The following is a 22,742-nucleotide window of genomic DNA, read 5'->3' as shown; positions in this document are numbered from 1 at the left end:
GGCCGTACGCGCGGGACCGTTCAGTCGCGGCGCACCCAGAAGACCGCGCCGTCCACGGTGCCGGCCCGCTCGTAGTGACCGGTGAGGTACCGGCGCAGGGCCGGGACGCGCTCCGGGCGGTAGGGCTTGCCGCGCGAGTCGTCGACGACGATCTCCGGCTCCGAGGCGGCGAGGTCGCGGCGGAAGTGGTACCAGGCGCCGGGCATGGCGTGCCGCTGCCCGGTCCGTACGCCGCCGCGGCCGCCGCTGTAGTTGGTCAGGAAGCCCGCGGTCAGGTAGCGGGAGGCGGGTTCCCGGTCGGCCAGCCAGTAGTCCTCCGGGTGCATGCCCCAGACCAGCACCCGGTCCTCCGGCCCGGTGTACCGCTTGAGCGCCGCGGAGACCTTGCGGGCGTGCTCCAGCTCCGGGCGTTCGGCGGTGAGCCCCCAGGTCACGAACCCGGCGCAGAGCAGTGCGGTCCCCCCGAGGGCCGCCGTCGCGGGGCGCGGGGGCAGCCGGGTCAGGGCGGCGGTGCCCAGCAGCGCCAGGGGCGGGACGAGTTGCAGGAAGTAGTGCCCGTAGAACTGGAAGCCCACCGCCACGGCCAGCCCGGAGGAACCCAGCCACACCCAGACGTCCGTCGCCCGGAGCGGGCGGCGCAGCCGCCGGGTGACGTGCACCAGGGCCACCAGCAGCGGCGCGGCGGCCACCGTCAGGATGGCCGTGCTGCCCGCCGCCCGGGCCGCGGCGAGGAGTTCGGCGCCCGCCACCGAGGCGTAGGAGCCGGAGCCGGTGGCGATCCAGTAGCAGAACCGGCCGGGCTCGAGGGCCAGGGCCACGGCACCGATCGGCAGCGCGTACGCGGCCAGCAGCCGCAGCAGCGCGAACCCCCCGGCCCGGCTGCGGAACAGCAGGAAGAGCACCGGTACCAGCACGGCGCCGCCGGTCTGCTTGGTGAGCGCCGCCAGCGCCACCGCCAGGCCCGCCCACGCCCAGCGGCGGCGGTCCGCACACCACACCGCGGCCGCCGTCCACGGCAGCATGAAGACCTCGAAGGTGGCCGCCTGGGTGTCCTCCGGGTTCAGCCCCACCGAGAGCAGCACGACCAGCACGCCCGCCGTCCACCCGGCCCCGTCGCCCCACCGGCGCCGGGCGAACGAGGCCAGCAGCAGCGCGGTGGCGACCGTCGCGGCGACCGCGGCCGCCTTCAGCGGCCACAGCGACTCGTCGCCGAAGAGCGCGAACGCACCCTGGTACAGCCAGGGCAGCAGCGGCGGCTTGCGGTCCACGACGGTGTCGTAGAGCACTCCCCCTTCGGCCAGTTGGCGTGCCTGGGTGGCCAGGAAGCCCTCGTCGGGGTTCCAGAGGGAGCGGGTGAAGGAGGGGAGCCGGGTGAGCGTGGCGAGCACCACCAGAACGGGCAGCAGCCACCGCCAGTAGTGCGGCGTCCGGGCGGCGTCGGCCGGGGAGCCGCCGGCCACCGGGCGCACCGCCCGCCGTACGCCCGCCGCCGGCCGGGGCGGTGCGGCGGCGGGGCGGGCACGCGGCGGCTCAGCGGACGGCGGCATGGGCCCAACCTATCGGCCGGACCAGGGCCGCACGGGCCAAGGTCCCACCCCGCGGCGGCACGCCGGGCCGCGGGCGCCGGACGCACGGTGTGCCGCCGCCCTGCCGGCCACGGACGGCCGGCGCGTCCGGCATCCCGAGCACCGCACCGCTGCCACTGCCGCACGCCCGGCCGGACTTCGTCCGGCCGTCGCCGCCCGCGCAGCGTTCACGCTGCCGCCACCGCACAACCGGCCGCGCACACACCGCAGTCCGTACCGCCACCGCACACCCGGCCGCGCACCGCACCACTACCGCCGCCGCCCGCGCACCGTTCCGCTGCCGTCGCCGCACAACCGGCCGCGCACCGTCCGGCCGTCGCCGCCCGCGCACCGCAGCACGGCCGCCGCCGCGTGCACAACGCCGCGGCCCGCGCCCGGCGTGCGCACGTCGTGGGGACGGGCCCGCCGCGCGGACGGCGGGCACCGCCGCACGGACCCCGCCGGCGACCACGGGCCGCGGCTGTCATCTGCCGGCCGCGGCAGCACCCCCCTCAGTCGCGGGCGACTTCGGCCGCCTCCTCGTCGATCCGGCCGGTCAGGCGGGCGACCAGCCCGGTCACCTGGCGGGCGATGTCCGGTGCGGTGAGGCCGACCTCGGTCAGCACCTCCTGCCGGGAGGCGTGGTCCAGGAAGCGCTCCGGGATGCCGAAGTCCCGCAGCGGGACGTCCACCCCGGCGCCCCGCAGGGCCTGAGCGACGGCCGAACCGACGCCGCCCGCCCGGCTGTTGTCCTCCACCGTGACCACCACCCGGTGCCGCTCGGCGAGCGGCGCCAGCGCCTCGTCGACCGGCTTGACCCAGCGCGGGTCCACCACGGTGGTGGAGATGCCCTGTTTGTCCAGCAGGGCGGCGACCTCCAGGCACATCGGGGCCAGCGCGCCGACGGAGACCAGCAGCACGTCCGGGCGGTCCTGCCCGGCGGGCTCGCGCAGCACGTCCATCCCGCCGACGGTGCCGACCGCCGGCACGGCGGGGCCCACGGCGCCCTTCGAGTACCGCACCACGGTCGGCGCGTCGTCCACGTCCAGCGCCTCCCGGAGCTGGGCGCGGAGCTGGTCGGCGTCGCGCGGCGCGGCGAGTCGCAGCCCGGGGACGACCTGGAGGATGGACATGTCCCACATGCCGTTGTGCGAGGCACCGTCCGAGCCGGTGATCCCGGCGCGGTCCAGCACGAAGGTGACACCGCAGCGGTGCAGCGCGACGTCCATCAGCACCTGGTCGAAGGCGCGGTTGAGGAAGGTGGCGTAGACGGCGAAGACCGGGTGCAGGCCGCCGGTCGCCAGTCCGGCGGCGGAGACGGCCGCGTGCTGCTCGGCGATGCCGACGTCGAACACCCGCTCGGGGAAGGCCTCGGCGAAGCGGTGCAGGCCGGTCGGCCGCATCATGGCCGCGGTGAGGGCGACCACGTCCTCCCGTTCGCGCCCGATCCGCACCATCTCCTCGGAGAAGACGGACGTCCAGTCGGCGCCGGAGGACTTCACCGGCAGCCCGGTGTCGGGGTGGATCACGCCCACCGCGTGGAACTGGTCGGCCTCGTCCTGCCGGGCCGGCTGGTAGCCGCGGCCCTTCTCGGTGAGGCAGTGCACGATGACCGGGCCGCCGAAGCGTTTGGCCCGCTGGAGCGCGGACTCCACCGCCTCGATGTCGTGGCCGTCGATCGGGCCCACGTACTTCAGGCCCAGGTCCTCGAACATCCCCTGCGGCGCGACCAGGTCCTTCAGGCCCTTCTTGGCGCCGTGCAGCGCGTCGTAGACCGGCTTGCCGACCACCGGGGTGCGGTTGAGGACGTCCTTGCCGCGGGCCAGGAACCGCTCGTAGCCGTCGGTGGTGCGCAGGGTGGCCAGGTGGTCGGCGAGGCCGCCGATGGTGGGCGCGTAGGAGCGCTCGTTGTCGTTGACGATGATGACCAGCGGACGGTCCTTGGCGGCGGCGATGTTGTTCAGCGCCTCCCAGGCCATGCCGCCGGTGAGCGCGCCGTCGCCGATGACGGCGGCGACGTGGTGGCCGGTGCCGCGGATCTGGTTGGCCTTGGCGAGGCCGTCGGCCCAGCCCAGCACGGTGGAGGCGTGCGAGTTCTCGATGACGTCGTGTTCGGACTCGGCGCGGGAGGGATAGCCGGAGAGGCCGCCCTTGGCGCGCAGCCGGGAGAAGTCCTGACGGCCGGTCAGCATCTTGTGGACGTAGCACTGGTGGCCCGTGTCGAAGAGCACCTTGTCCCGCGGCGAGTCGAAGACGCGGTGCAGCGCGATGGTGAGCTCCACCACGCCGAGGTTGGGACCGAGGTGACCACCGGTCCTGGCGACCGACTCGATGAGGAAGCTCCGGATCTCCGCGGCGAGCTGGTCGAGCTCCTCGGGGGTGAGCCGGTCCAGATCGCGCGGTCCCGTGATGCGGGTCAGCAGGGCCACCCTTGCCTCCTTGCTGTCGGGCTGAGCCTGATCGGTGCCGATCCGACGAGTCTAATGTTCCCGGTGCCGCCCGGGTCGCCGAAGGGTCTCCTCTCGCTCACCCGTTCGGCGGCACGGGCGTGACTCCGGACACACCTGTGCCCGGCGCCACGGTGGCGCCGGGCACAGGTACCCGAGAGGCGCGATCGTACGCGCGAGCCGGCGCCCGCGCGCCGGGGGCGGCGCCGGGCACGGCGACCCGCGGTGCCGCCCCCGCGGGTCGCTAGGTGCGGCCCGCGGTCTTCTGGGTCTTCCGGGAGATCGAGTCGATCACGACCGCCGCCAGCAGCACCGCGCCGGTGATCATGAACTGGATCTCGCTCGCCATGCCCATCAGGTTCAGGCCCTGCTGGATGGACATGATCACCAGCGCGCCCAGCAGCGCGGAGAGGATCTTGCCCCGGCCGCCGAAGAGGCTGGTGCCGCCGATGACGGCCGCGGCGATCACGTTCATCAGCGTGTTGCCCGCACCGAGGTCCTTGGTCGCGGTGCCCTGCTGGCTCGCGATGAAGAGACCGCCGAAGGCCGCCAGCATGCCGGCGATGCCGAACACCGTGATGCGGATCTTCTCGACGTTGATGCCGGCCCGCCTGGCCGCCTCCGCGTTGCCGCCGACGGCGAAGATCTGCCGGCCGTAGGTGGTGCGACGGGAGACGAAGTCGGCGAGGAAGAGCACGCCCAGGAAGATCACCAGGGCCAGGGGCAGGCCGCGGGCGCCCGGCGGCTCGTTCAGCACGTAGGCCACCACGAAGGCGATCACCCCGATCACCACGGTGCGCAGCACGATCTCGCTGGTCGGGCGGAACGGCAGCCCGGCGCTGCGGCGGCGCTTGGTGTCCATGAGCAGCGAGGCGAGGTACCCGGTCACGGCCAGCGTCGCCACCGCGTACGCCGCGGCCTTGTCGGAGAAGTAGTAGCCGGTGATCTCCGAGACGATGCTGCCGGCGGGCGTGTTGAGGCTGCCCTCGTCGCCCATCAGCCAGATCTGCAGGCCGCTCCAGCCCAGGAAGCCGGCCAGGGTGACGACGAAGGCGGGGACGCCCACCTTGGCGAAGAAGAAGCCGTGCGTCAGCCCGATGAGACCGCCGACGGCGAGCGCCATCACGACCGAGAGCCAGTCGTTCAGGCCGTGCGTCACCTCCAGCACCGCCCAGATGGCCGCGCCGACACCGGCGACCGAGCCGACCGAGAGGTCGATCTCGCCGAGGAGCAGCACGAAGACGATGCCGATCGCCATGATGCCCAGGCCGGAGGTGTAGACGCTGATGTTGCTCAGGCTGCCGGCCGAGAGGAAGCTGTCGTTCAGCGACTGGAAGATGACGGCGATGGCGATCAGGCCGATGACCACGGGCAGCGAGCCCAGTTCGCCACCGCGCACCTTGCGCTTGAACTCGGTCAGGTAGCCGTGCAGGCCCTCCTGCCGGACCAGCAGCCGCGGGTCGACGGCGCCGCCCGGGGTGTCGCCGTTGCCACCGTTGCCGGGCTGCTGTGCGTGCCGCCCGCGGGCGGGGGCGTCCTTCTTCAGGTCACTCATGACGACGTCTCCGTCCTGCGCGCCTGGCGGCGGGTCACGGCGTTGTCCGTGGCGCCGGTGATCGCGGCGATGATCTCTTCGTTCGTGGTGTCGCGTACGGAGAAGATGCCGTTGTTCCGGCCCAGCCGGAGCACCGCGACGCGGTCGGCGACGGCCTTGACGTCGGCCATGTTGTGGCTGATGAGGATGGTGCCGAGACCGCGCTCCCGCAGACGTTCGACGAGGTCGAGCACCTGGGCGGTCTGCTCGACGCCGAGCGCGGCGGTGGGCTCGTCCAGGATCACGACCCGGGGGTCGCCGATCAGCGCGCGGGCGATGGCGACGACCTGCCGCTGACCGCCGGAGAGCGAGGCGACCGGGATGCGGACGCTGGGGATGCGGATGGCGAGCGTGCTCAGCAGCTCCATGGCACGCTTCTCCATCGCCACCTCGTCGAGGACGGTGGCGTGGCGGACCTCGCTGCCGAGGAAGAGGTTGGCCACCACGTCGAGGTTGTCGCAGAGTGCGAGGTCCTGGTAGACGGTGGCGATGCCGAGATCCTGGGCGTCGTGCGGCCGGTTGATCTGCACCGGCCTGCCCTGCCACTCGATGGTGCCCTCGTCGATGGGGTGCACGCCCGCGATCGTCTTGACGAGGGTGGACTTCCCGGCGCCGTTGTCGCCGACGAGGGCGACCACTTCACCGGGCCGGACCTCCAGGTCCACTTCGGTGAGCGCTTGGACGGCACCGAACCGCTTGGAGACGCCGCGCAGCGCGAGCACGGGTTCGTTCGGCACTGGGCCTACTCCGATCTGTGCGGGGGCGTCCCGCCGGTACGCAGTGGTACCGGGGGTACCGACGCGAGAAGCCCCCAGGGGGGTGGGATGTACGAGGCGGCGCGCCCCGGGCGCACCGCAGAACCCGCCCCCGGCTCCGGGCCGGGGGCGGGCGGCGGGTCACTTCAGTCCGGCCTCGGCGCAGGCCTTGGCGAACCGCGAGGTGCAGATCTCGCCGACCTCGTACACGCCGTCCTTGATGACCGTGTCCTTGATGTTGTCCTTGGTCACGATCTCGGCGCTGTAGAGCTTCGAGGGGATGCCCTTCTTGCTCTTGCTGTCGACCGTGGTGTCGGTGTGCTCCTCGACGCTCTCGCCGTTGAGCAGGGAGACGGCCATGGAGGCGGCGGTGTCGGCCTCCGGCTTGATCGCCTTGTAGATCGTGAAGCTCTGGGTGCCCCGCACGATGCGCTGCAGCCCGGCGAGCTCGGCGTCCTGGCCGCCCACCGGGACGTCCTTGATCCCGGCCTTCTGCAGGGCGGTGATGATGCCGCCGGCCATGCCGTCGTTGGCGGAGTAGACCGCGTCGAAGCCGTCCTTGCCGAGCGAGGTGATCGCGGCGGCCATCTTCTTGTTGGCCTCGTCCGGCGACCAGTCCGGGATGTCGCTCTCGTAGACGATCTCGCCGACCTGCTCGTCGAGGACGGAGTGCGCGCCCTTCTTGAAGAGCGCGGCGTTCGGGTCGGTGGGCGAGCCGTTGATCATCACGACGCGGGAGTCCTTGGCGTCGTCCCCGAGGGCCTGCACCATGCCCTTGCCCTGGAGCTCGCCGACCTTCTCGTTGTCGTAGCTGACGTAACCGGAGATGTCACCCTCGGCGAGGCGGTCGTAGGCGACGACCTTGACCCCGTCCTTGGCGGCGCGGTCGACCCAGGAGCGGGTCGCCGTGGCGTCGACGGCGTCCAGGATGATCACCTTCACACCCTGGTTGATCAGCGCGTCGAACTGCTTCTTCTGCTGCTGGGTGTCCTGCGAGGCGTTGTTGTACTTCACCTCGCACTCCGAGCACAGCTCCTTGATCTTCTTGGTGATCAGGGGCCGGTCGAAGGCCTCGTAACGGGTCGTCTTGTTCTCCGGCAGCAGCAGGCCGATCATCTTGTTGTCGCTGCCCCCGCTGTCCTCGTTGCCACTGCCCGCCTCGCCGCATGCGGCGAGCGAGACGGACATGGCGATCGCGGCCGTTCCGATGACGACGCGGCGCGTCATTGCCTTCATAAGTTTGAACCTCCCTGACGAGGCCGCGTCGCTGCGGCCGAGGTGGCAGGCAGTCAACTCCCAGCTCCGGACATCGTCAAGAAGTTAATCCTTAACGAGACGGCAACGATGCCATGCGTTATGTCTGTGAAGGCATCGCCGCCACCGAGCGTTGCCGCGCCGTCTCAGAGCGCTCTCAGACCGGGGCGGCCGCACCGGCCGGTACGGCCGGTGCCGAGGAGTCCAGCAGGGTGGCGTCCCCCATCTCGCTGAGGACCAGCGCCAGGGCCCCCAGGACCTCCGCACGCCCTCCCAGGGTGCCCGGTACCACGGTGAGCTGGCGAGCGGCGCTGGGAATGGCGTAGCGGGCCACGGAGTCCCGCACCGGGTCCAGCACCAGATCGCCGGCCTCGGCCAGGTCGCCGCCGAGGATCACCCGGCTCGGGTTGAGCAGGTTGCAGAGGCTGGCCACGCCGCTGCCGATGTGCCGCCCGATGTCCGCGACCACCCGGCGGCAGCCGGGATCGCCGTCCCGGGCGAGCCGGACCACCTCCGGCATGGTGACCCCGGGCCCGTGGCTGGAGTGCAGCAGCGGCAGCACGTAGCGGGCGGCGGTGAAGGTCTCCAGGCAGCCGCGGTTGCCGCAGCGGCACACCGGCCCGGACTCGTCCAGCGTGATGTGGCCGATCTCCCCCGCGGTGCCGCCGGGTCCCCGGTAGATCTGCCCGCTGATCACCAGGCCGGCGCCGACACCGCTGGCGATCTTGATGTACGCGAGGTCGCGGGCCCCGCGCCCGCTGCCCCAGACCTGCTCGCCGAGCGCGCCCAGGTTGGCGTCGTTGTCCACGTGCACGGGCACGCCGAGCCGGTCGGCGACCTCCTCCCGGGGGCGGGTGCCGCCCCAGCCCGGCAGGATGGCCGTGGAGCCCAGTGCACCGGTCTCCACGTCGATCGGGCCCGGGACGCCGAGGCCGACGCCGATGACCTTCTCCCGCGGGATGCCGGTGGCGTCCAGCAGCCTCTTCACCAGCCGCTCCGCCCGGTCGAAACCCTCCGCGGCGGAGGCGTCCACATCGATGGGCTCGGCCTCCTCGGCGAGCACCTGGTGCGCCAGGTTCCCGACCGCCACCCGCAGGTGCGAGTGGCCGAAGTCGACCCCGACCACGGTGCCCGCGTCGTCCGCGAGCGACACGCTGCGGGCCCGCCGGCCTCCCGCGGAGGTGGGCGTGACCTGGACGGTGCCGCCGTCCTTCAGCTCCCGGACGATGTTGGAGACCGTGGCCGCGGACAGCCCGGTGGACCGGGCGATCTCCGCCTGCGTGAGCGAGCCCGCCATCCGCACGGCACGGACGACGCGTTCCAGGTTGGCCCGGTGCAGCGAGGACTGCGACCCCGGAGTCTCCACGTGTGATCCACTCCCGCCTCGACGGGCGGCACGACCACCGGCCCGTCTGCCGCACCACAACAGCGGGGTACGGCCCTGCTTCCAACATATGAACTCTAAGCAGAGCCCCAGCGGTTCTGTTCCGTCAAGACCTTGAGCGGAGACATCGCTCAGATGTGAGCCATCGTACGGGCGTGAGCAGCGGGTCACGGACCGTCCGGACGGCATGCGCGCGGACCCGCCCCGGGCTGCCGGGGCGGGTCCGCGGTCCGGGCCGGGGGCCCGGGTGCTACTTCAGCGCGCCGGCGGTCATGCCGGCCTGCACCTGGCGCTGGAAGAGGATGTAGAAGGTCAGGATGGGCAGGGTGGCCAGGGTGAGCCCGGCGAAGAGGGCGCCCCAGTCGCCGTCGTACCCCTGCTGGGCGGCGAGGGCGGCGATGCCCTGCGGCAGCACCCACTGGTCCTCGTCGGTGTTGAGCACGAAGGGCAGCACGTACTGGTTCCACTGCCCCAGGAAGTTGAAGATCCCGATGCTGATCAGGCCCGGCTTGGCCATCGGCAGCATGACCTGGAAGAACGTCCGGGTCTGGGAGGCGCCGTCGATCTCCGCGGCCTCCGCGATGGAGCTGGGCAGCGTCCGGAAGAACGCGGTCATGAAGAAGACCGTGAACGGCATCGAATAGGCGATGTAGACCAGGATCAGCCCGAGCCGGGTGTTGAGGATGCCGAAGTTCTGCATCACGAAGAACAGCGGCACCAGCGCCATGAAGACCGGGAAGGTCATGCCCCCGATGAAGAGGAAGTAGAGCAGCCGGTTGCCGGGGAAGGAGAACCGGGCCAGCACATAGGCGGCCATCGAGCCGAAGAGCATGGTGCCGGTGACGGTGCAGGCCACGATGATCGCCGAGTTCATCGTGTACTGCCCGATGTGCGCCGTCGACCAGGCCTCCGTCCAGTTCTGCCAGTGCAGCGAGTCCGGGAGCGACCAGGGACTCTTCAGGATCTCCGCGGAGGTCTTGAAGGAGCTCATCAGCGCCCAGAGCAGCGGCCCTGCCGCCATCACGGCCCACAGGACCAGGAAGCCGTGCGAGAAGACGTTGAAGCCGGTGCCCTCCTTCTTCCGCCGGGCGGCGGTGGCGGGCGGCGGGGCGTCGTCCCGGCGGCCGGCCGCGGCGGCGTCCGGTGCGTCGGTCGGCTGTGCGGTGGTCATCGTCGTGTCTCCCCGGTCTGGACTCAGTACTCGATCGGCTCGCGGCGCCGGCCGATCGACATCGCGATCACCGCGAAGAGAATGGTGACGAGGCAGAGGGCCACACCGATGGCGGTGGCGTAACCGGCCTGCCCGTCCCGGAACGCCTTGTTGTAGAGGTGCACGCCCATGACCATGGTGGAGTTCTCCGGCCCGCCCGGTCCCTGCGTCATGATGTTGACCACTGCGAAGGACTCGTTGCCGAGCGCCAGGATGCCCATGTAGACCCAGCCGGTCTGCACGGTGTCCCGGATCAGCGGCAGCGTGATCCGGAAGAAGGTCGTGAAACGGTTCGCGCCGTCCAGGATCGCGCTCTCGTAGATCTCCTTGGGAATGGCTCCCATGGCGGCCGAGAACAGCACCACGTAGAAGCCGACGAAGGCCCACATCATCACGATCATGACGGCCCACAGGGCCCAGTCGGGATTTGCCAGCCAGGCCTTTTCCAGCGACTCCGGGAGAATGCCGTTCAGCAGCCCGTTGCGGGGTGCGTAGATGTTCTGCCAGAGCACCGAGATGATGGCGATGGAGAGGGCCTGCGGAAAGAAGTAGAGAATCTTGTAGGCCTTCGATCCGCCCACGCCGGCGACCGCCTCGCCCTTCCGGTGGCGGCCGCCGACGTTGAGCATGAAGGCGAAGAAGAGACCCAGCGACAGGGTGAGCAGCGGGAGCAGGATCAGCAGGACCATGTTGTTGCCGAGCGCCGCCCAGAAGACGTCGTCACCGAGCAATCGGTCGAAGTTCTCCAGGCCCACCATGGAGAAGTCGCTGCTGTATCCCGTCCAGTCCGTCAGCGAGTAGTAGAACGTCTGGACGAACGGCGAGACCACGAAGGTCGCGTACAGTCCCAGCGGGATCGCCAGGAATCCCGCGATGAACCGGTATTTGACGAAGGTGCGGTAGTGGCGGGACGTACGGAACCCGCCGCCGCCCCCCGCGCCGGCTCCCGCCGTACCGCCCCTGACCGGGCCCTTCCCGGCCGGCCGCGCCGTGGTGGCCGTGCCGCCCGCCGTCGGGCTGTCGCTCTTCATGCCGCCCCGCTCCATCGCTCGTACCCGCGCCGCCGGTCCCGCCGCCGCGTCACGCGTGCTTGTACTTCTTGACGTTGTCGTCCTTGGCGGTCTCATCGGCGAACTTCTGGATCTTCTTGATGGCCTCGTCGGGCTTGGTGCGCCCGGCCATCATGCTCGCCAGCACGTCGCCGATCTGCTCCTTGTGGAGCTGCTGGTACCAGTCCGGCAGCCGCGGGTTCAGCACGTTGTCCCCGGCGGCGTTGAGCGAGGCGCTGGCGGAGCCCAGACCGCTGGTGAGCTCCAGGCCCTCCTCGGAGCCCTCGACGCAGGCGAGCGAGGAGACCAGCCGGGAGAAGTTCTGTGCGGACTTCTTGCCGAGCATGACCCGGAGGAACTCCATGCCGCCGGCCGAGTTGGTGGCCTTGGCCGGCACGATGAACGGCTCGCCGGCCTGCGCCCAGAGGGTCTCGAACGGCATGGCGTCCGAGGAGTCCAGGCTGGTGGGCGGGGCGCAGGTCATCTGGAAGTCCTTGGGTGTGGTGTCCTTGGCCTCGTTCTCCACCCAGGAGCCGTTGGGGATGAAGAGCGCGTTGCCCTTGGTCCACTCGGTCTGCGACTGGATGTGGTCCAGACCGGGGGTGCCCTTCAGGATGTAGCCCTTGGCCTGGAGCTCGTAATAGGCGTCGAACGCCTTCTTCACGGCGTCGTGCTTCCAGGCGTTGGGCTCCAGGTTGTCGATGGCCTTGATGACCTCCGGGCCGCCGATCTTCCCGATGAACGGGTAGAGGGTGAAGGGGAGGTAATAGGGGTACTTCCCCGCGTACGTCCAGCCGGCGATGCCCTTCTTCTTCGCCTTGGCGCACAGGGCGAGCATCTCGTCCCAGGTCTTCGGGTACTCCCAGTCGTTGTCCTCCAGCAGCTTCTTGGAGTACCAGGTGCCGAAGACGGTGTAGGCGTAGTTCAGCCGGTAGCACTTCTCGTCGCCGTACTGGCCCATCTCGATCGTGCCCGGGCGCAGGGTGTCCCGCACCTTGGTGTCCGGGTCGTCGACCGACGGGGCGTCCAGCAGCGGGGTGAGGTCGAGGATCTGCCCCTTGGAGATCAGGGTGGCGGCGTCCATGGCCTCGGCGCCGGAGTTGTCCACCAGGTCCGGCGGGGTGCCGCCGACCATGCGGGGCTGGAGCAGGGAGCGGATCTTCTCGGTTTTGGTGATCTTCACCTTGCCGAAGTTCTGCTCGTAGATCTTGGCGGCGTCCTCGCCGTACTGGGTGCCGAAGCCGCCGTCGAAGATGACGAAGTCCAGCCCGGCGTTCTTGTCCACGCCCAGCGGGTTGTCCGCGGTCTTCTTGCCGGACTTCTTCTCGGTGTCGTCGTCGCTGCCGCCGCTGGCGCACGCGGAGAGTGCGCTCATGGACGGCACGGCGATCAGGCCCAGGGCCGCGGCCCGCTTGATGACGTCACGGCGGTTGACATCGGAGGTGGGTCCCATGCTCAAGTCCTCGCCTTCTCCAGGACTCAGGCGGTGCACCGCTCTCCCGGAGGAACTCGCCACCGGCGAAGGGGCCGACACCGCGCGTCGGTTCGAAGCTGGGTTCGTGCTGGTGGAACGGGGTCGTACGGACCGTGCGGCCCGCGGTCCGCAAGGGGCCCGTACGAGGTGCCGACAGGTATAGTCCACTTCTCCACGGCGGGGCAAGATCGAAGACGTTTTCCGGCGAGTCTTTCCCTAGTTGAGACCTCCCGGACACAGGACGGCGCCGTATCCCGCGTGGGGGGATACGGCGCCGTCTTCAGGGGGTGAAGCCGTCCGGGTTCACTTCCTGATGAGAGACCTCAGGACGTACTGCATGATGCCGCCGTTGCGGTAGTAGTCCGCCTCGCCGGGCGTGTCGATACGGACCTTGGCGTCGAACTCCTTGCCGGTGTCCGTGGTGACCTTGACGGTCTCCGGGATTCCGCCGTCGTTGAGTCCGGTGATACCGGTGATCGAGAAGGTCTCCTCACCGGTCAGGCCCAGCTCCCGCGCCGAGGAGCCGGCCGGGAACTGGAGCGGCAGCACGCCCATGCCGATCAGGTTCGAGCGGTGGATGCGCTCGTAGGACTCGGCGATGACCGCCTTGACCCCGAGCAGCGCCGTGCCCTTGGCGGCCCAGTCGCGGGACGAGCCGGAGCCGTACTCCTTGCCCGCCAGCACCACCAGCGGGGTGCCCTGGGCCTGGTAGTGCTGCGAGGCCTCGTAGATGGTGGTGACCGGGTGGCCGTCCTGGGTGAAGTCCCGGGTGAAGCCGCCCTCGGTGCCCGGCGCGAGCTGGTTCCGCAGCCGGATGTTGGCGAAGGTGCCGCGGATCATGACCTCGTGGTTGCCGCGGCGGGAGCCGTAGCTGTTGAAGTCGCGCCGCTGCACGCCGTGCTCGGTCAGGTACTGCCCGGCCGGCGAGTCGGCCTTGATGGCGCCCGCCGGGGAGATGTGGTCGGTGGTGACCGAGTCGCCCAGCTTGGCCAGCACCCGGGCGCCGGCGATGTCCTCGACCGGGGCCGGGTCCATGGACATGCCCTCGAAGTACGGGGGCTTGCGCACGTAGGTGGACTCCGGGTCCCACTCGAAGGTGTTGCCGGTGGGGACGGGGAGCGCCTGCCACTGTGCGTCGCCGGCGAAGACGTCGGAGTAGCTCTTGGTGAACATCTCCTGGCCGATCGCGCCAGCGACGACCTCCTCGACCTCCTGCTCGGAGGGCCAGATGTCCTTGAGGTAGACCGGCTTGCCCTCGGTGTCGGTGCCCAGCGGCTCGCTGGTGATGTCCACCTTCATGGAGCCGGCGATGGCGTAGGCCACGACCAGCGGCGGGGAGGCCAGGTAGTTCATCTTGACGTCGGGGTTGATCCGGCCCTCGAAGTTGCGGTTGCCGGAGAGCACCGAGGTCACGGCCAGGTCGTTCTCGTTGACCGCCGTGGAGACCTCCTCCGGCAGCGGGCCGGAGTTGCCGATGCAGGTGGTGCAGCCGTAACCGACGAGGTTGAAGCCCAGCTTGTCGAGGTAGGGCGTGAGGCCGGCCCGGTCGTAGTAGTCCATGACGACCTGGGAGCCGGGGGCCAGGGTGGTCTTCACCCAGGGCTTGCGGGTCAGCCCCTTCTCCACGGCCTTCTTCGCGACCAGCGCGGCGCCGACCATGACGTAGGGGTTGGAGGTGTTGGTGCAGGAGGTGATGGCGGCGACGGCCACGGCGCCGTGGTCGATCTCGTAGCTGCTGCCGTCCGCGGCGGTGACCAGGGTCGGCTTGGCCGGTACGCCGTTGGAGACCGCAGGGGCGTCGGAGGCCGGGAAGGACTCCTTGCCCGCCTCGTCCAGGTCCGACTCGTCGCTGACGTAGTCGCGGACGTCCTGGCCGAACTTCTCCTTGGCGTCGGCCAGCGCGATCCGGTCCTGCGGGCGCTTCGGGCCGGCGATGGACGGCACCACGGTGGACAGGTCGAGCTCCAGGTACTCGGAGTACTCGGCCTCCCGCGACGGGTCGTGCCAGAGCCCCTGCTCCTTGGCGTACGCCTCGACCAGCGCGAGCTGCTTCTCGTCCCGGCCGGTGAGCTTGAGGTAGTTCAGCGTCTCGCCGTCGACGGGGAAGATGGCGGCGGTGGAGCCGAACTCCGGCGACATGTTGCCGATGGTGGCGCGGTTGGCCAGCGGCACGGAGCCGACGCCGTCGCCGTAGAACTCGACGAACTTCCCGACGACCCCGTGGTTGCGCAGCATCTCGGTGATGGTGAGCACCAGGTCGGTGGCGGTGGTGCCGGTGGGCAGCTCGCCGGTGAGCTTGAAGCCGACCACCCGCGGGATCAGCATGGAGACCGGCTGGCCCAGCATCGCGGCCTCGGCCTCGATGCCGCCCACGCCCCAGCCCAGCACGCCCAGGCCGTTGACCATGGTGGTGTGCGAGTCGGTGCCGACCAGGGTGTCGGGGTAGGCCTGGCCGTTCCGCACCATCACGGTGCGGGCCAGGTGCTCGATGTTCACCTGGTGCACGATGCCGGTGCCGGGCGGCACCACCTTGAACTCGTCGAAGGCGGTCTGGCCCCAGCGCAGGAACTGGTAGCGCTCGCGGTTCCGCCCGTACTCCAGCTCCACGTTCTGCGCGAAGGCGTTGGCGGTGCCGAACTTGTCGGCGATCACGGAGTGGTCGATGACCAGCTCGGCCGGGGCCAGCGGGTTGATCCGGGCCGGGTCGCCGCCCAGCTCCTTGACGGCCTCCCGCATGGTGGCCAGGTCCACGACGCAGGGCACGCCGGTGAAGTCCTGCATGATCACGCGGGCCGGGGTGAACTGGATCTCCTGGCTGGGCTGCGCGTCGGCCTGCCAGTTCCCCAGGGCCCTGATGTGGTCGGCGGTGATGTTCGCGCCGTCCTCGGTGCGGAGCAGGTTCTCCAGCAGGACCTTCAGGCTGTACGGCAGGCGGGCGGAGCCCTCGACCCGGTCCAGCCGGAAGATCTCGTACGAGTCGTCGCCCACCTGCAGCGTGCTGCGGGCGTCGAAGCTGTTCGCCGACACGACAGTCTCCTTCAATGCACGGATTGGCGATCCACCCGGGGGACAGCTAGGTTAGGTAAGCCTTACTCCGAGCGGTCGCCGTACGCCTTTGGACAGATATCTCGATGTCGAGATAACTCTAGTACACGACCGCGGGCGGGTCATGCCCGGACCCCGCCCCGCCCTCCGGTGCGAGTACCAGGCCACGGCCGCTCCACGCACCCGGCCGACACGCGGGGCGCCCCGCGCGCCGACTGGCGGAAACCGCCCGGCGGGACCACCATGCCCGAAGAGGCAACCTCCGCGGCGTGCGAGTGGTTCCCGGCCGCCGCCACGACCGCTCCGCGCAGCCACACCCCGCACGAAACCCCTCACCCGTTCGGCGGCCCTCCGGGTGCCCCCTATCTCACATCTGAGATATCGTCGCCTGCATGACGGACGACTACCTTGGGCGCATCGGCCAGCTCATCCGCGACGCCCGCCAGCACCGTGGCTGGACGCAGAGCCAACTGGCGGAGGCGCTGGGCACCAGCCAGAGCGCCGTGAACCGCATCGAGCGCGGCAATCAGAACATCAGCCTTGAGATGATCGCCAGAATCTCCGAGGCCCTGGACAGCGAGATCGTCTCCCTCGGCTACTCCGGCCCGATGCACCTCCGGGTCGTCGGCGGCCGGCGCCTCTCCGGCAGTATCGCCGTCAAGACCAGCAAGAACGCCTGCGTGGCCCTGCTCTGCGCGTCCCTCCTCAACTCCGGCCGCACCGTGCTGCGCCGGGTCGCCCGCATCGAGGAGGTCTACCGGCTCCTCGAGGTGCTGCACTCCATCGGCGTCCGCACCCGCTGGATCGACGACGGCGGGGACCTGGAGATCGTGCCCCCGGCCGAGCTCGACATGGACGCGATCGACGCCGAGGCCGCCCGCCGCACCCGCAGCATCATCATGTTCCTGGGGCCGCTGCTGCACCGCCTGGACACCTTCCAGATCCCCTACGCCGGCGGCTGCGACCTCGGCACCCGCACCGTCCAGCCGCACATGATCGCGCTGCGCCGCTTCGGACTGGACGTCACCGCCACCGAGGGCCTCTACCACGCCGTCGTCGACCGCTCCGTCGCCCCCGACCGCCCCATCGTGCTGACCGAACGCGGCGACACCGTCACCGAGAACGCCCTGCTCGCCGCCGCCCGCCACGACGGCACCACCGTCATCCGCAACGCCTCCTCCAACTACATGGTCCAGGACCTCTGCTTCTTCCTGGAGCAGCTCGGCGTACGGGTGGAGGGCGTCGGCACCACCACGCTCACCGTGCACGGCCGCGCGGAGATCGACGTGGACGTCGACTACTCCCCCTCCGAGGACCCGGTGGAGGCCATGAGCCTGCTGGCCGCCGCCGTGGTCACCGAGTCCGAGCTGACGGTGCGCCGGGTGCCCGCCGAGTTCCTGGAGATCGAGCTCGCCGTGCTGGAGGAGATGGGCCTCGACGCCGACCGCAGCCCGGAGTACGCCGCGGACAACGGCCGCACCCGGCTCATCGACCTGACGGTCCGTCCGTCCAAGCTCGAGGCGCCCATCGACAAGATCCACCCGATGCCCTTCCCCGGGCTCAACATCGACAACGTGCCGTTCTTCGCGGCCATCGCCGCCGTCGCCCAGGGCAAGACCCTCATCCACGACTGGGTCTACGACAACCGCGCCATCTACCTCACCGACCTCAACCGCCTCGGCGGCCGCCTCCAGCTCCTCGACCCGCACCGGGTGCTGGTCGAGGGCCCGACCCGCTGGCGCGCCGCCGAGATGATGTGCCCGCCCGCGCTGCGCCCCGCCGTCGTCGTCCTGCTGGCCATGCTGGCCGCCGAGGGCACCTCCGTACTGCGCAACGTCTACGTCATCAACCGCGGCTACGAGGACCTCGCCGAGCGCCTCAACGAGGTCGGCGCCCAGATCGAGACCTTCCGCGACATCTGACGGGCGGGTGCCGCCGGGTCTGCCGACCCTGTTGCAGGGGTGTCGGCGGGCCCGGCGCACGCTCAGAAGTCGCGTACCTTGTGGCACGGCCGCCCGCCGGGCAGGCCCGCATCGTCCGGATGGTCACCGGCTCCGGCTGCCGGTGCAATTCTCAGCGCCGGGCAGACCGTCACACCTAGACTGGGCTGGCTGCTGAGTCGAGTGGGGGGGGAGGCTGCATGTACGTGGTCGACGTGCCGACGGGAGACGGAGCAGGCCGGTTACTGATCGAGGTCCGGGACGTGGACGAGGGACTCGTCGACGTCGCCCGGCCCGGTCAGGTGGTGGCGCGCAGCGCCCGCTCGCTCCAGGAGATGCTGCAATCGGTCCGACCGGTGGCCGCCTCGTTCGTGGACAACTTCTCCCGGCTTCCCCAGGCTCCGGACGAAATCACGGTCTCGTTCGGCATCTCTCTGGATGCGAAGGCGGATGCCGTCATCACCAGTACGTCGGCCGCCGCGAACTTCTCCGTGTCGCTGACGTGGCACCCCTCCGGGAGAGGCGGGGACACCGTGCCGCCGCAGGCATCCGGTCCCGCAGGGGGAGCGGGCTCGACGTCGCCCGCCGGCTCCTGAAAGCTGTCAGGCAGGGGCAGTTGGATGTTTGAGTCGGCGATCCTGCGGATCTTCGGCACAGGTGCGGGCCGACCGGTGGGCGCGGGCTTTCTGGTCGGCGGAGACACGGCTCTCACCTGTGCGCATGTGGTTGGCGCAGCGCTACCGGACGGGGAGGGGTCGCGCACGCCCGACGCCGCGCATTCGGACGAGTGCGGCCGGGAGCCGGGCTGCCCCTGCGGCCAGGCCGTCGAGGTGGATCTGCCCTTGGTGTCTTCGGCGGCTCCGCGTCGCCACAGAGCCGATGTCATCCATGTCGACGAGGCCGAGGACATCGCCGTACTCCGCGTGGCCGGGCTCCCGGAGAGCGCCGGCCGGGCGGGACTGGTCGACGCCGGGGACGTGTGGGGACATCGCATCCGCGCCTTCGGGTTTCCGCAGGCGCGGGACGACGGGGTGTGGCATTCGGGCGTGTTGCGCGCCCGTCAGTCGAGCGGACGTGTCCAGGCCGAACTGGCGGCTCCGCACGGATACCGGATCACCCGCGGCTTCAGCGGCACCGCCGTCTGGGACGAGGAGCTGACCGGGGTGGTCGGGATGGTGGTGCGGGGGGAACAGCGGGACCCGCCCGCAGCCGTCTTGATCCCGACGTCCCGGCTTCTCGACGCCTACCCGCCGCTTCGCTCCTGGGCGCAACCGGAATCACCTTTCCGCAGCCTGAAGCCGCTCCAGGAGGCGGACTCGGCGCTTCTTGTCGGCCGTGAGGCGGAGCGGGACGCGCTGGTGGCGCGCGTCCGCACGGAGCACGTCACCACGCTCACCGGGCCTTCGGGTTGCGGCAAGTCGTCTCTGGCCTTGGCGGGCGTCGTTCCTCTGCTCCGCGCCTCCGGCCATGTGGCAGTCGTGCTACGGCCCGCTCGGGAGCCGCTGCCACTGTGGTCCCTGGCTTCCGCACTGCTTCCGCTCGTCGCTCCGGACGCCGCCCGGCTCGGCGAGGAGAGTCGTGACGCCGCGGTCGACCGGCTGCATACGGACATCGAGCGAAACGGACTGGAACGCTGCCTCACCAAGGCACTGCGCGGGCCGGACGCACACCGGCTGCTCGTCGTCCTCGACCAGTGCGAGGAGGCGCTCGGCGCCTCCTCAACGCTGGCTCCGCTGGCCGAGGCGCTGACGAGGCCGGGACTGGACCGCCACGTCGGTGTCCTCCTCACTCTGCGCACCGACGCCCTCGACGACGCCCTGGCCGACCCCGTCCTCGGCGCACTGGTCGACCGGTGCGTGCACCCGCTGCGGCCCATGAGCCGTGACCAGTTGCGCCAGGTTGTCACCCTCCCGGTCGAGGGGGTTCCCGGTGTCCGCTACGAGGACCGGCTCGCAGAGAGGATCCTCGCCGACACCGCAGGAGTGCCCGGCGCGCTGCCGCTGCTGACGCACACGCTGGATCTGTTGTGGCAGAAGCAGTCGGGCGGCATGCTCACCCACGTCGCGTACGAGGGTCTCGGTGGCGTCGCGGGTGCGCTGAGCACACACGCCGACGCTGTGTGGAACCGCCACGTCCCGGCAGAACGGGTCCCGGAAGCCGACCGGCTGCTGGGCATGCTCGTCCGTATTCCGTCGACCGCCACCGACCCGGTGACCCGCCGGACCGTGCTGCTCGCCGACCTCACATCCGGGCAGCGGCGACTGGCGGAGCAGTTGGCCACCACGCGGTTGCTGGTCACCGGACAAGGGGTCTCGGGCCGTCAGGACACTGTCGAACTGGCCCACGAAGCCCTTATCACCGGCTGGCAGAAGCTGCGGCACCTGGTGGACGCGGACCGGGCGTTCCTCACCTGGTACGGCGACGTGCGTCACGACACGGAGCGCTGGCGTGCCGCCGGCCGCCCGGCCGAGCTGCTGCCCGGTCGGCGTACGCTGAGCGAAGCGGACCGCCGGCTCGAGGGCCGCCGCGACGATGTCGACGCCACCGTACAGGAGTACCTCGAGCACGGCAGGCGTCACCTCCGGACCACCCGCCGACGACGCCGGACCACGTGGACTGTGCTCAGCCTGGTCCTGGCCGCGGCTCTCGTGCTGGGCACGCTCTTCGTCCAGCAGCGCGAAGAGGCCGCCCGCCAGGGTGCCGGAGCAGCCTCCCGGGCCCTGGCGGCGGCGGCTGCCGCCACCGAGGTACAGGATCCCGCTGCGGCCCTGACCCTCGCCGTGGCCGCCTACCGCACGTCTCCTACCCGGCAGGCCCGCAACGCGCTCCTGCGGTACTACGTCGCGCACCGGGGAATCGAACGCATCCTGTCCAACCCACCGGGCGAGATCACGACGGCGCAGAGTTCCCAGGACGGATCCGTGATCGCCGTCCTCTCTGCCGGCGGGCGCGTCACGCTCTTCACCGGCGCCCTGAGCGACACACCCCACACTGTTCTCCTGGACGGTCCGGCCGACGCCATGGTGCCCCTGGTATCCCCGGACGGAGGCCGTGCGGGTTACCTGACGCAGGAGGTGCTGGTCTGGTTCGACGTGGACGACGACGGCGCGGTCGGCCTCGCCAACACCCTGCCGCTGCGCGACGCCGTCGACATGGGCGACGATGCCGGCGGCGCCGCCGCGGCAGCCTTCTCGCGGGACGGCACGCGGGTCGCCGTCGTGCAGAACGGCGGCCTCGTGTGGTGGGACCTGGCGCAGCCGGACGAGCCGCACCGCATCACCGTCCGGCGCAGGGGCGAGGGCACCGCCATGGTGTGGGCCGGGCCGGACGACCAGACCTTTCTCGCAGTGGCCGTCAGGGGTCTGTCCCGGCGCATCGCCGTGGCCGACATCGGCACCGCGGAGGTGCGTACGCTCGTCGACGGCGTCCGGGAAGTGAGCCCTTCCGGCGACGGGCGGTTCGTCGTGACGTGTGAGGAGCGGGAGAAGGGAGCGCTCTACCGGCGTCTGCGTGTCGCCGACGGCGCTCGCCACGGCAGCTTTCGGGACACCGACGCCTTCGGCTGCTCCCGGGTCATCGCGGACGGGGACGGCGGACGCTTCACCGTGGACGGCCTGACCTCGCTCCTCGTGGACGTAGGCCACGACCGGGTCACTGCGACCGCCTACGGCTACGGCCCCGACCGGGGACGGCCGTTCCGACTGGTGACCTCCCGTTCCCACAGCGCGCTGCTGAGATTCCGAGGGCACGCCGTGTACGCGGTCGACGCCGAGACCGCACTTCTCGACGGTGTCGCGGCTCGTCTCGTCGGCGGCGCGCGTATGGTGATGATCGGCAGCGAGCGCTCGACGGTTCAGCTTCGCCGGCCGGCAGGGGATCACCGGATGCTGAAGAGCGCCGACTTACCCGACACGGGGTGGCAAGGGCCACTCGGCCTCACCGTGAGCCCCGACCTGCAGACCTTCGCGCTGCGGGAGGCGGCGAGCCGGATCGTCGTCCGCGACAGCCGCTCTCTACGGCCTGTGAGCCGGATCGACCTGCCTGCGGCCGCGTCACAGGGTCCGGATGATCCTCCGCCTGTCCGGTTCCGCTACGACGGACCGCGCCGCCTGATCACCCGTATCGGCTCCGAGGTCGCACGATGGGAGGCCCGCACCGGCCGGCTCGTCGACCGTCTCGACCTCTCCGGCATCGTCCCCCACGCCGGAGACGAGAAGCTGACCCTCGGCTCCCACCCCGGGGACGATCGCGTCGCGATCACCTCTCCGCAGGACCCGTACGTGCACATCGTCGACCTGGCGTCCGGCCGGATGGTGCGCCGTCACCGCATCGGTGAGGGCGCGAACTCCGCCGCTTTCGACGACAGCGGAGACCACTTCGTGGTCGTCCGCACCAGCCGAAGCCTCGAACTGTGGACCACCGACCCGCTCGCCCCCCGGATCGGCCCGCTGTCCACCTTCGATCAACTGGTGCCGTATGTCGGCGGCTTCTCGGACGACGAGGGCCACTATTTCCTCGCCGCCCAGAACACCGTCCGCCTCTACGACATCAGCGAGGGCACGTACACCGAGTCCTATTCCCTGGGGGGCTACGACCCGGACACCACCTTCCGTACCGACGATCCCTACGGCTTCTACGACGTCGCCGACAAGACCCTTCTGTACGGCCGGGACGCAGGCGGCCGCACCAGGCTCGAGACCCTGCGGCTGCGCCCCGAGGAATGGGCCGACGCGCTGTGTGACATCACCGCCGGCCGTGAGCTCACCGGACGCGAGCAGACAGCTCTGCCCGTACCCTTTCCGGATCAACCGCTGTGCCGCTGAACGGGACTGCTTCCCTGCTCAGGCCCCGGTCCGCTCGCCGGCGACTACGACCTCCATCCGTACCGTCCGGCTCCGCCGTCCCGACGACGCTGGACTCCTCGTCGGCGCACACGCCTTCCGTGCCGTTCTCCACACCTGGGCGCGCCGAGGCACGGCCCCGGGAGGCAAGCCGCTGGCCGTCGACCGTCGTCTTGGGCGATCG

13 protein-coding genes are annotated in these 22,742 nt (G+C 70.7%); 3 read left to right on the top strand and 10 right to left on the bottom strand.

What is annotated here, in order from left to right:
* Positions 1 to 20: 20 nt before the first annotated feature.
* From HOY81_RS06560 to acnA, 10 genes are all read right to left on the bottom strand, one after another.
* A complete protein-coding gene (locus tag HOY81_RS06560) occupies positions 21 to 1,547 on the bottom strand; it encodes a glycosyltransferase family 39 protein (protein WP_237319192.1) in 1,527 nt (508 codons plus the stop codon).
* Positions 1,548 to 2,077: 530 nt separating this feature from the next.
* Positions 2,078 to 3,994, bottom strand: a complete 1,917-nt coding sequence (gene dxs, locus HOY81_RS06555; protein ID WP_237319189.1) for a 1-deoxy-D-xylulose-5-phosphate synthase — start codon at positions 3,992 to 3,994, stop codon at positions 2,078 to 2,080.
* Between the two features lie 262 nt (positions 3,995 to 4,256).
* Entirely contained in the window at positions 4,257 to 5,567 is a 1,311-nt protein-coding gene (locus tag HOY81_RS06550) for a sugar ABC transporter permease (protein ID WP_237319187.1), read from the bottom strand.
* Positions 5,564 to 6,328, bottom strand: a complete 765-nt coding sequence (locus HOY81_RS06545; RefSeq protein ID WP_237319208.1) for an ATP-binding cassette domain-containing protein — start codon at positions 6,326 to 6,328, stop codon at positions 5,564 to 5,566. The genes HOY81_RS06550 and HOY81_RS06545 overlap by 4 nt, the downstream gene beginning before the upstream one ends.
* 174 nt (positions 6,329 to 6,502) lie before the next feature.
* Positions 6,503 to 7,597 carry a sugar ABC transporter substrate-binding protein gene (locus tag HOY81_RS06540; RefSeq protein WP_237319185.1) on the bottom strand — a complete coding sequence of 365 codons (1,095 nt, stop codon included), beginning with the start codon at positions 7,595 to 7,597 and terminating at the stop codon, positions 6,503 to 6,505.
* 175 nt (positions 7,598 to 7,772) lie between these two features.
* A complete protein-coding gene (locus HOY81_RS06535; protein WP_237319183.1) occupies positions 7,773 to 8,981 on the bottom strand; it encodes an ROK family transcriptional regulator in 1,209 nt (402 codons plus the stop codon).
* A gap of 268 nt (positions 8,982 to 9,249) precedes the next feature.
* Positions 9,250 to 10,170, bottom strand: a complete 921-nt coding sequence (locus HOY81_RS06530) for a carbohydrate ABC transporter permease (protein WP_237319181.1) — start codon at positions 10,168 to 10,170, stop codon at positions 9,250 to 9,252.
* 23 nt (positions 10,171 to 10,193) lie between these two features.
* Complete coding sequence (locus tag HOY81_RS06525; protein ID WP_237319180.1) at positions 10,194 to 11,240, bottom strand: carbohydrate ABC transporter permease; 1,047 nt, start codon at positions 11,238 to 11,240, stop codon at positions 10,194 to 10,196.
* A 49-nt stretch (positions 11,241 to 11,289) separates the two neighbouring features.
* Positions 11,290 to 12,711 (bottom strand): N-acetylglucosamine/diacetylchitobiose ABC transporter substrate-binding protein, encoded by a 1,422-nt coding sequence (ngcE, locus tag HOY81_RS06520; RefSeq protein WP_237319178.1) that lies wholly within the window; start codon positions 12,709 to 12,711, stop codon positions 11,290 to 11,292.
* 324 nt (positions 12,712 to 13,035) lie between these two features.
* Positions 13,036 to 15,759, bottom strand: coding sequence for an aconitate hydratase AcnA (acnA, locus tag HOY81_RS06515; protein WP_237319176.1), 2,724 nt, complete (start codon positions 15,757 to 15,759; stop codon positions 13,036 to 13,038).
* A gap of 410 nt (positions 15,760 to 16,169) precedes the next feature.
* On the opposite strand from acnA, the gene HOY81_RS06510 reads away from it, so the two are divergent.
* From HOY81_RS06510 to HOY81_RS06500, 3 genes are all read left to right on the top strand, one after another.
* Entirely contained in the window at positions 16,170 to 17,699 is a 1,530-nt protein-coding gene (locus tag HOY81_RS06510) for a UDP-N-acetylglucosamine 1-carboxyvinyltransferase (protein ID WP_237319173.1), read from the top strand.
* Between the two features lie 218 nt (positions 17,700 to 17,917).
* Complete coding sequence (locus tag HOY81_RS06505; RefSeq protein ID WP_237319171.1) at positions 17,918 to 18,313, top strand: CU044_2847 family protein; 396 nt, start codon at positions 17,918 to 17,920, stop codon at positions 18,311 to 18,313.
* Between the two features lie 24 nt (positions 18,314 to 18,337).
* Positions 18,338 to 22,540, top strand: a complete 4,203-nt coding sequence (locus tag HOY81_RS06500) for a serine protease (protein ID WP_237319168.1) — start codon at positions 18,338 to 18,340, stop codon at positions 22,538 to 22,540.
* Positions 22,541 to 22,742 lie beyond the last annotated feature (202 nt).

The sequence above is a fragment of the Streptomyces sp. JJ36 genome (assembly GCF_021696945.1).
Classification (GTDB): Bacteria; Actinomycetota; Actinomycetes; order Streptomycetales; family Streptomycetaceae; genus Streptomyces.
Note: the sequence above shows the minus strand (reverse complement) of the source record. Positions and strands in the feature narration are given on the sequence as shown.

What these genes read in the sequence shown, in the direction of transcription:
- HOY81_RS06560 (WP_237319192.1), bottom strand. Translation starts at nt 1,547, where the DNA reads ATGCCGCCGTCCGCTGAGCCGCCGCGTGCCCGCCCCGCCGCCGCACCG.
- HOY81_RS06550 (WP_237319187.1), bottom strand. Translation starts at nt 5,567, where the DNA reads ATGAGTGACCTGAAGAAGGACGCCCCCGCCCGCGGGCGGCACGCACAG.
- HOY81_RS06540 (WP_237319185.1), bottom strand. Translation starts at nt 7,597, where the DNA reads ATGAAGGCAATGACGCGCCGCGTCGTCATCGGAACGGCCGCGATCGCC.
- HOY81_RS06530 (WP_237319181.1), bottom strand. Translation starts at nt 10,170, where the DNA reads ATGACCACCGCACAGCCGACCGACGCACCGGACGCCGCCGCGGCCGGC.
- HOY81_RS06525 (WP_237319180.1), bottom strand. Translation starts at nt 11,240, where the DNA reads ATGAAGAGCGACAGCCCGACGGCGGGCGGCACGGCCACCACGGCGCGG.
- ngcE (WP_237319178.1), bottom strand. Translation starts at nt 12,711, where the DNA reads ATGGGACCCACCTCCGATGTCAACCGCCGTGACGTCATCAAGCGGGCC.
- HOY81_RS06510 (WP_237319173.1), top strand. Translation starts at nt 16,170, where the DNA reads ATGACGGACGACTACCTTGGGCGCATCGGCCAGCTCATCCGCGACGCC.
- HOY81_RS06505 (WP_237319171.1), top strand. Translation starts at nt 17,918, where the DNA reads ATGTACGTGGTCGACGTGCCGACGGGAGACGGAGCAGGCCGGTTACTG.
- HOY81_RS06500 (WP_237319168.1), top strand. Translation starts at nt 18,338, where the DNA reads ATGTTTGAGTCGGCGATCCTGCGGATCTTCGGCACAGGTGCGGGCCGA.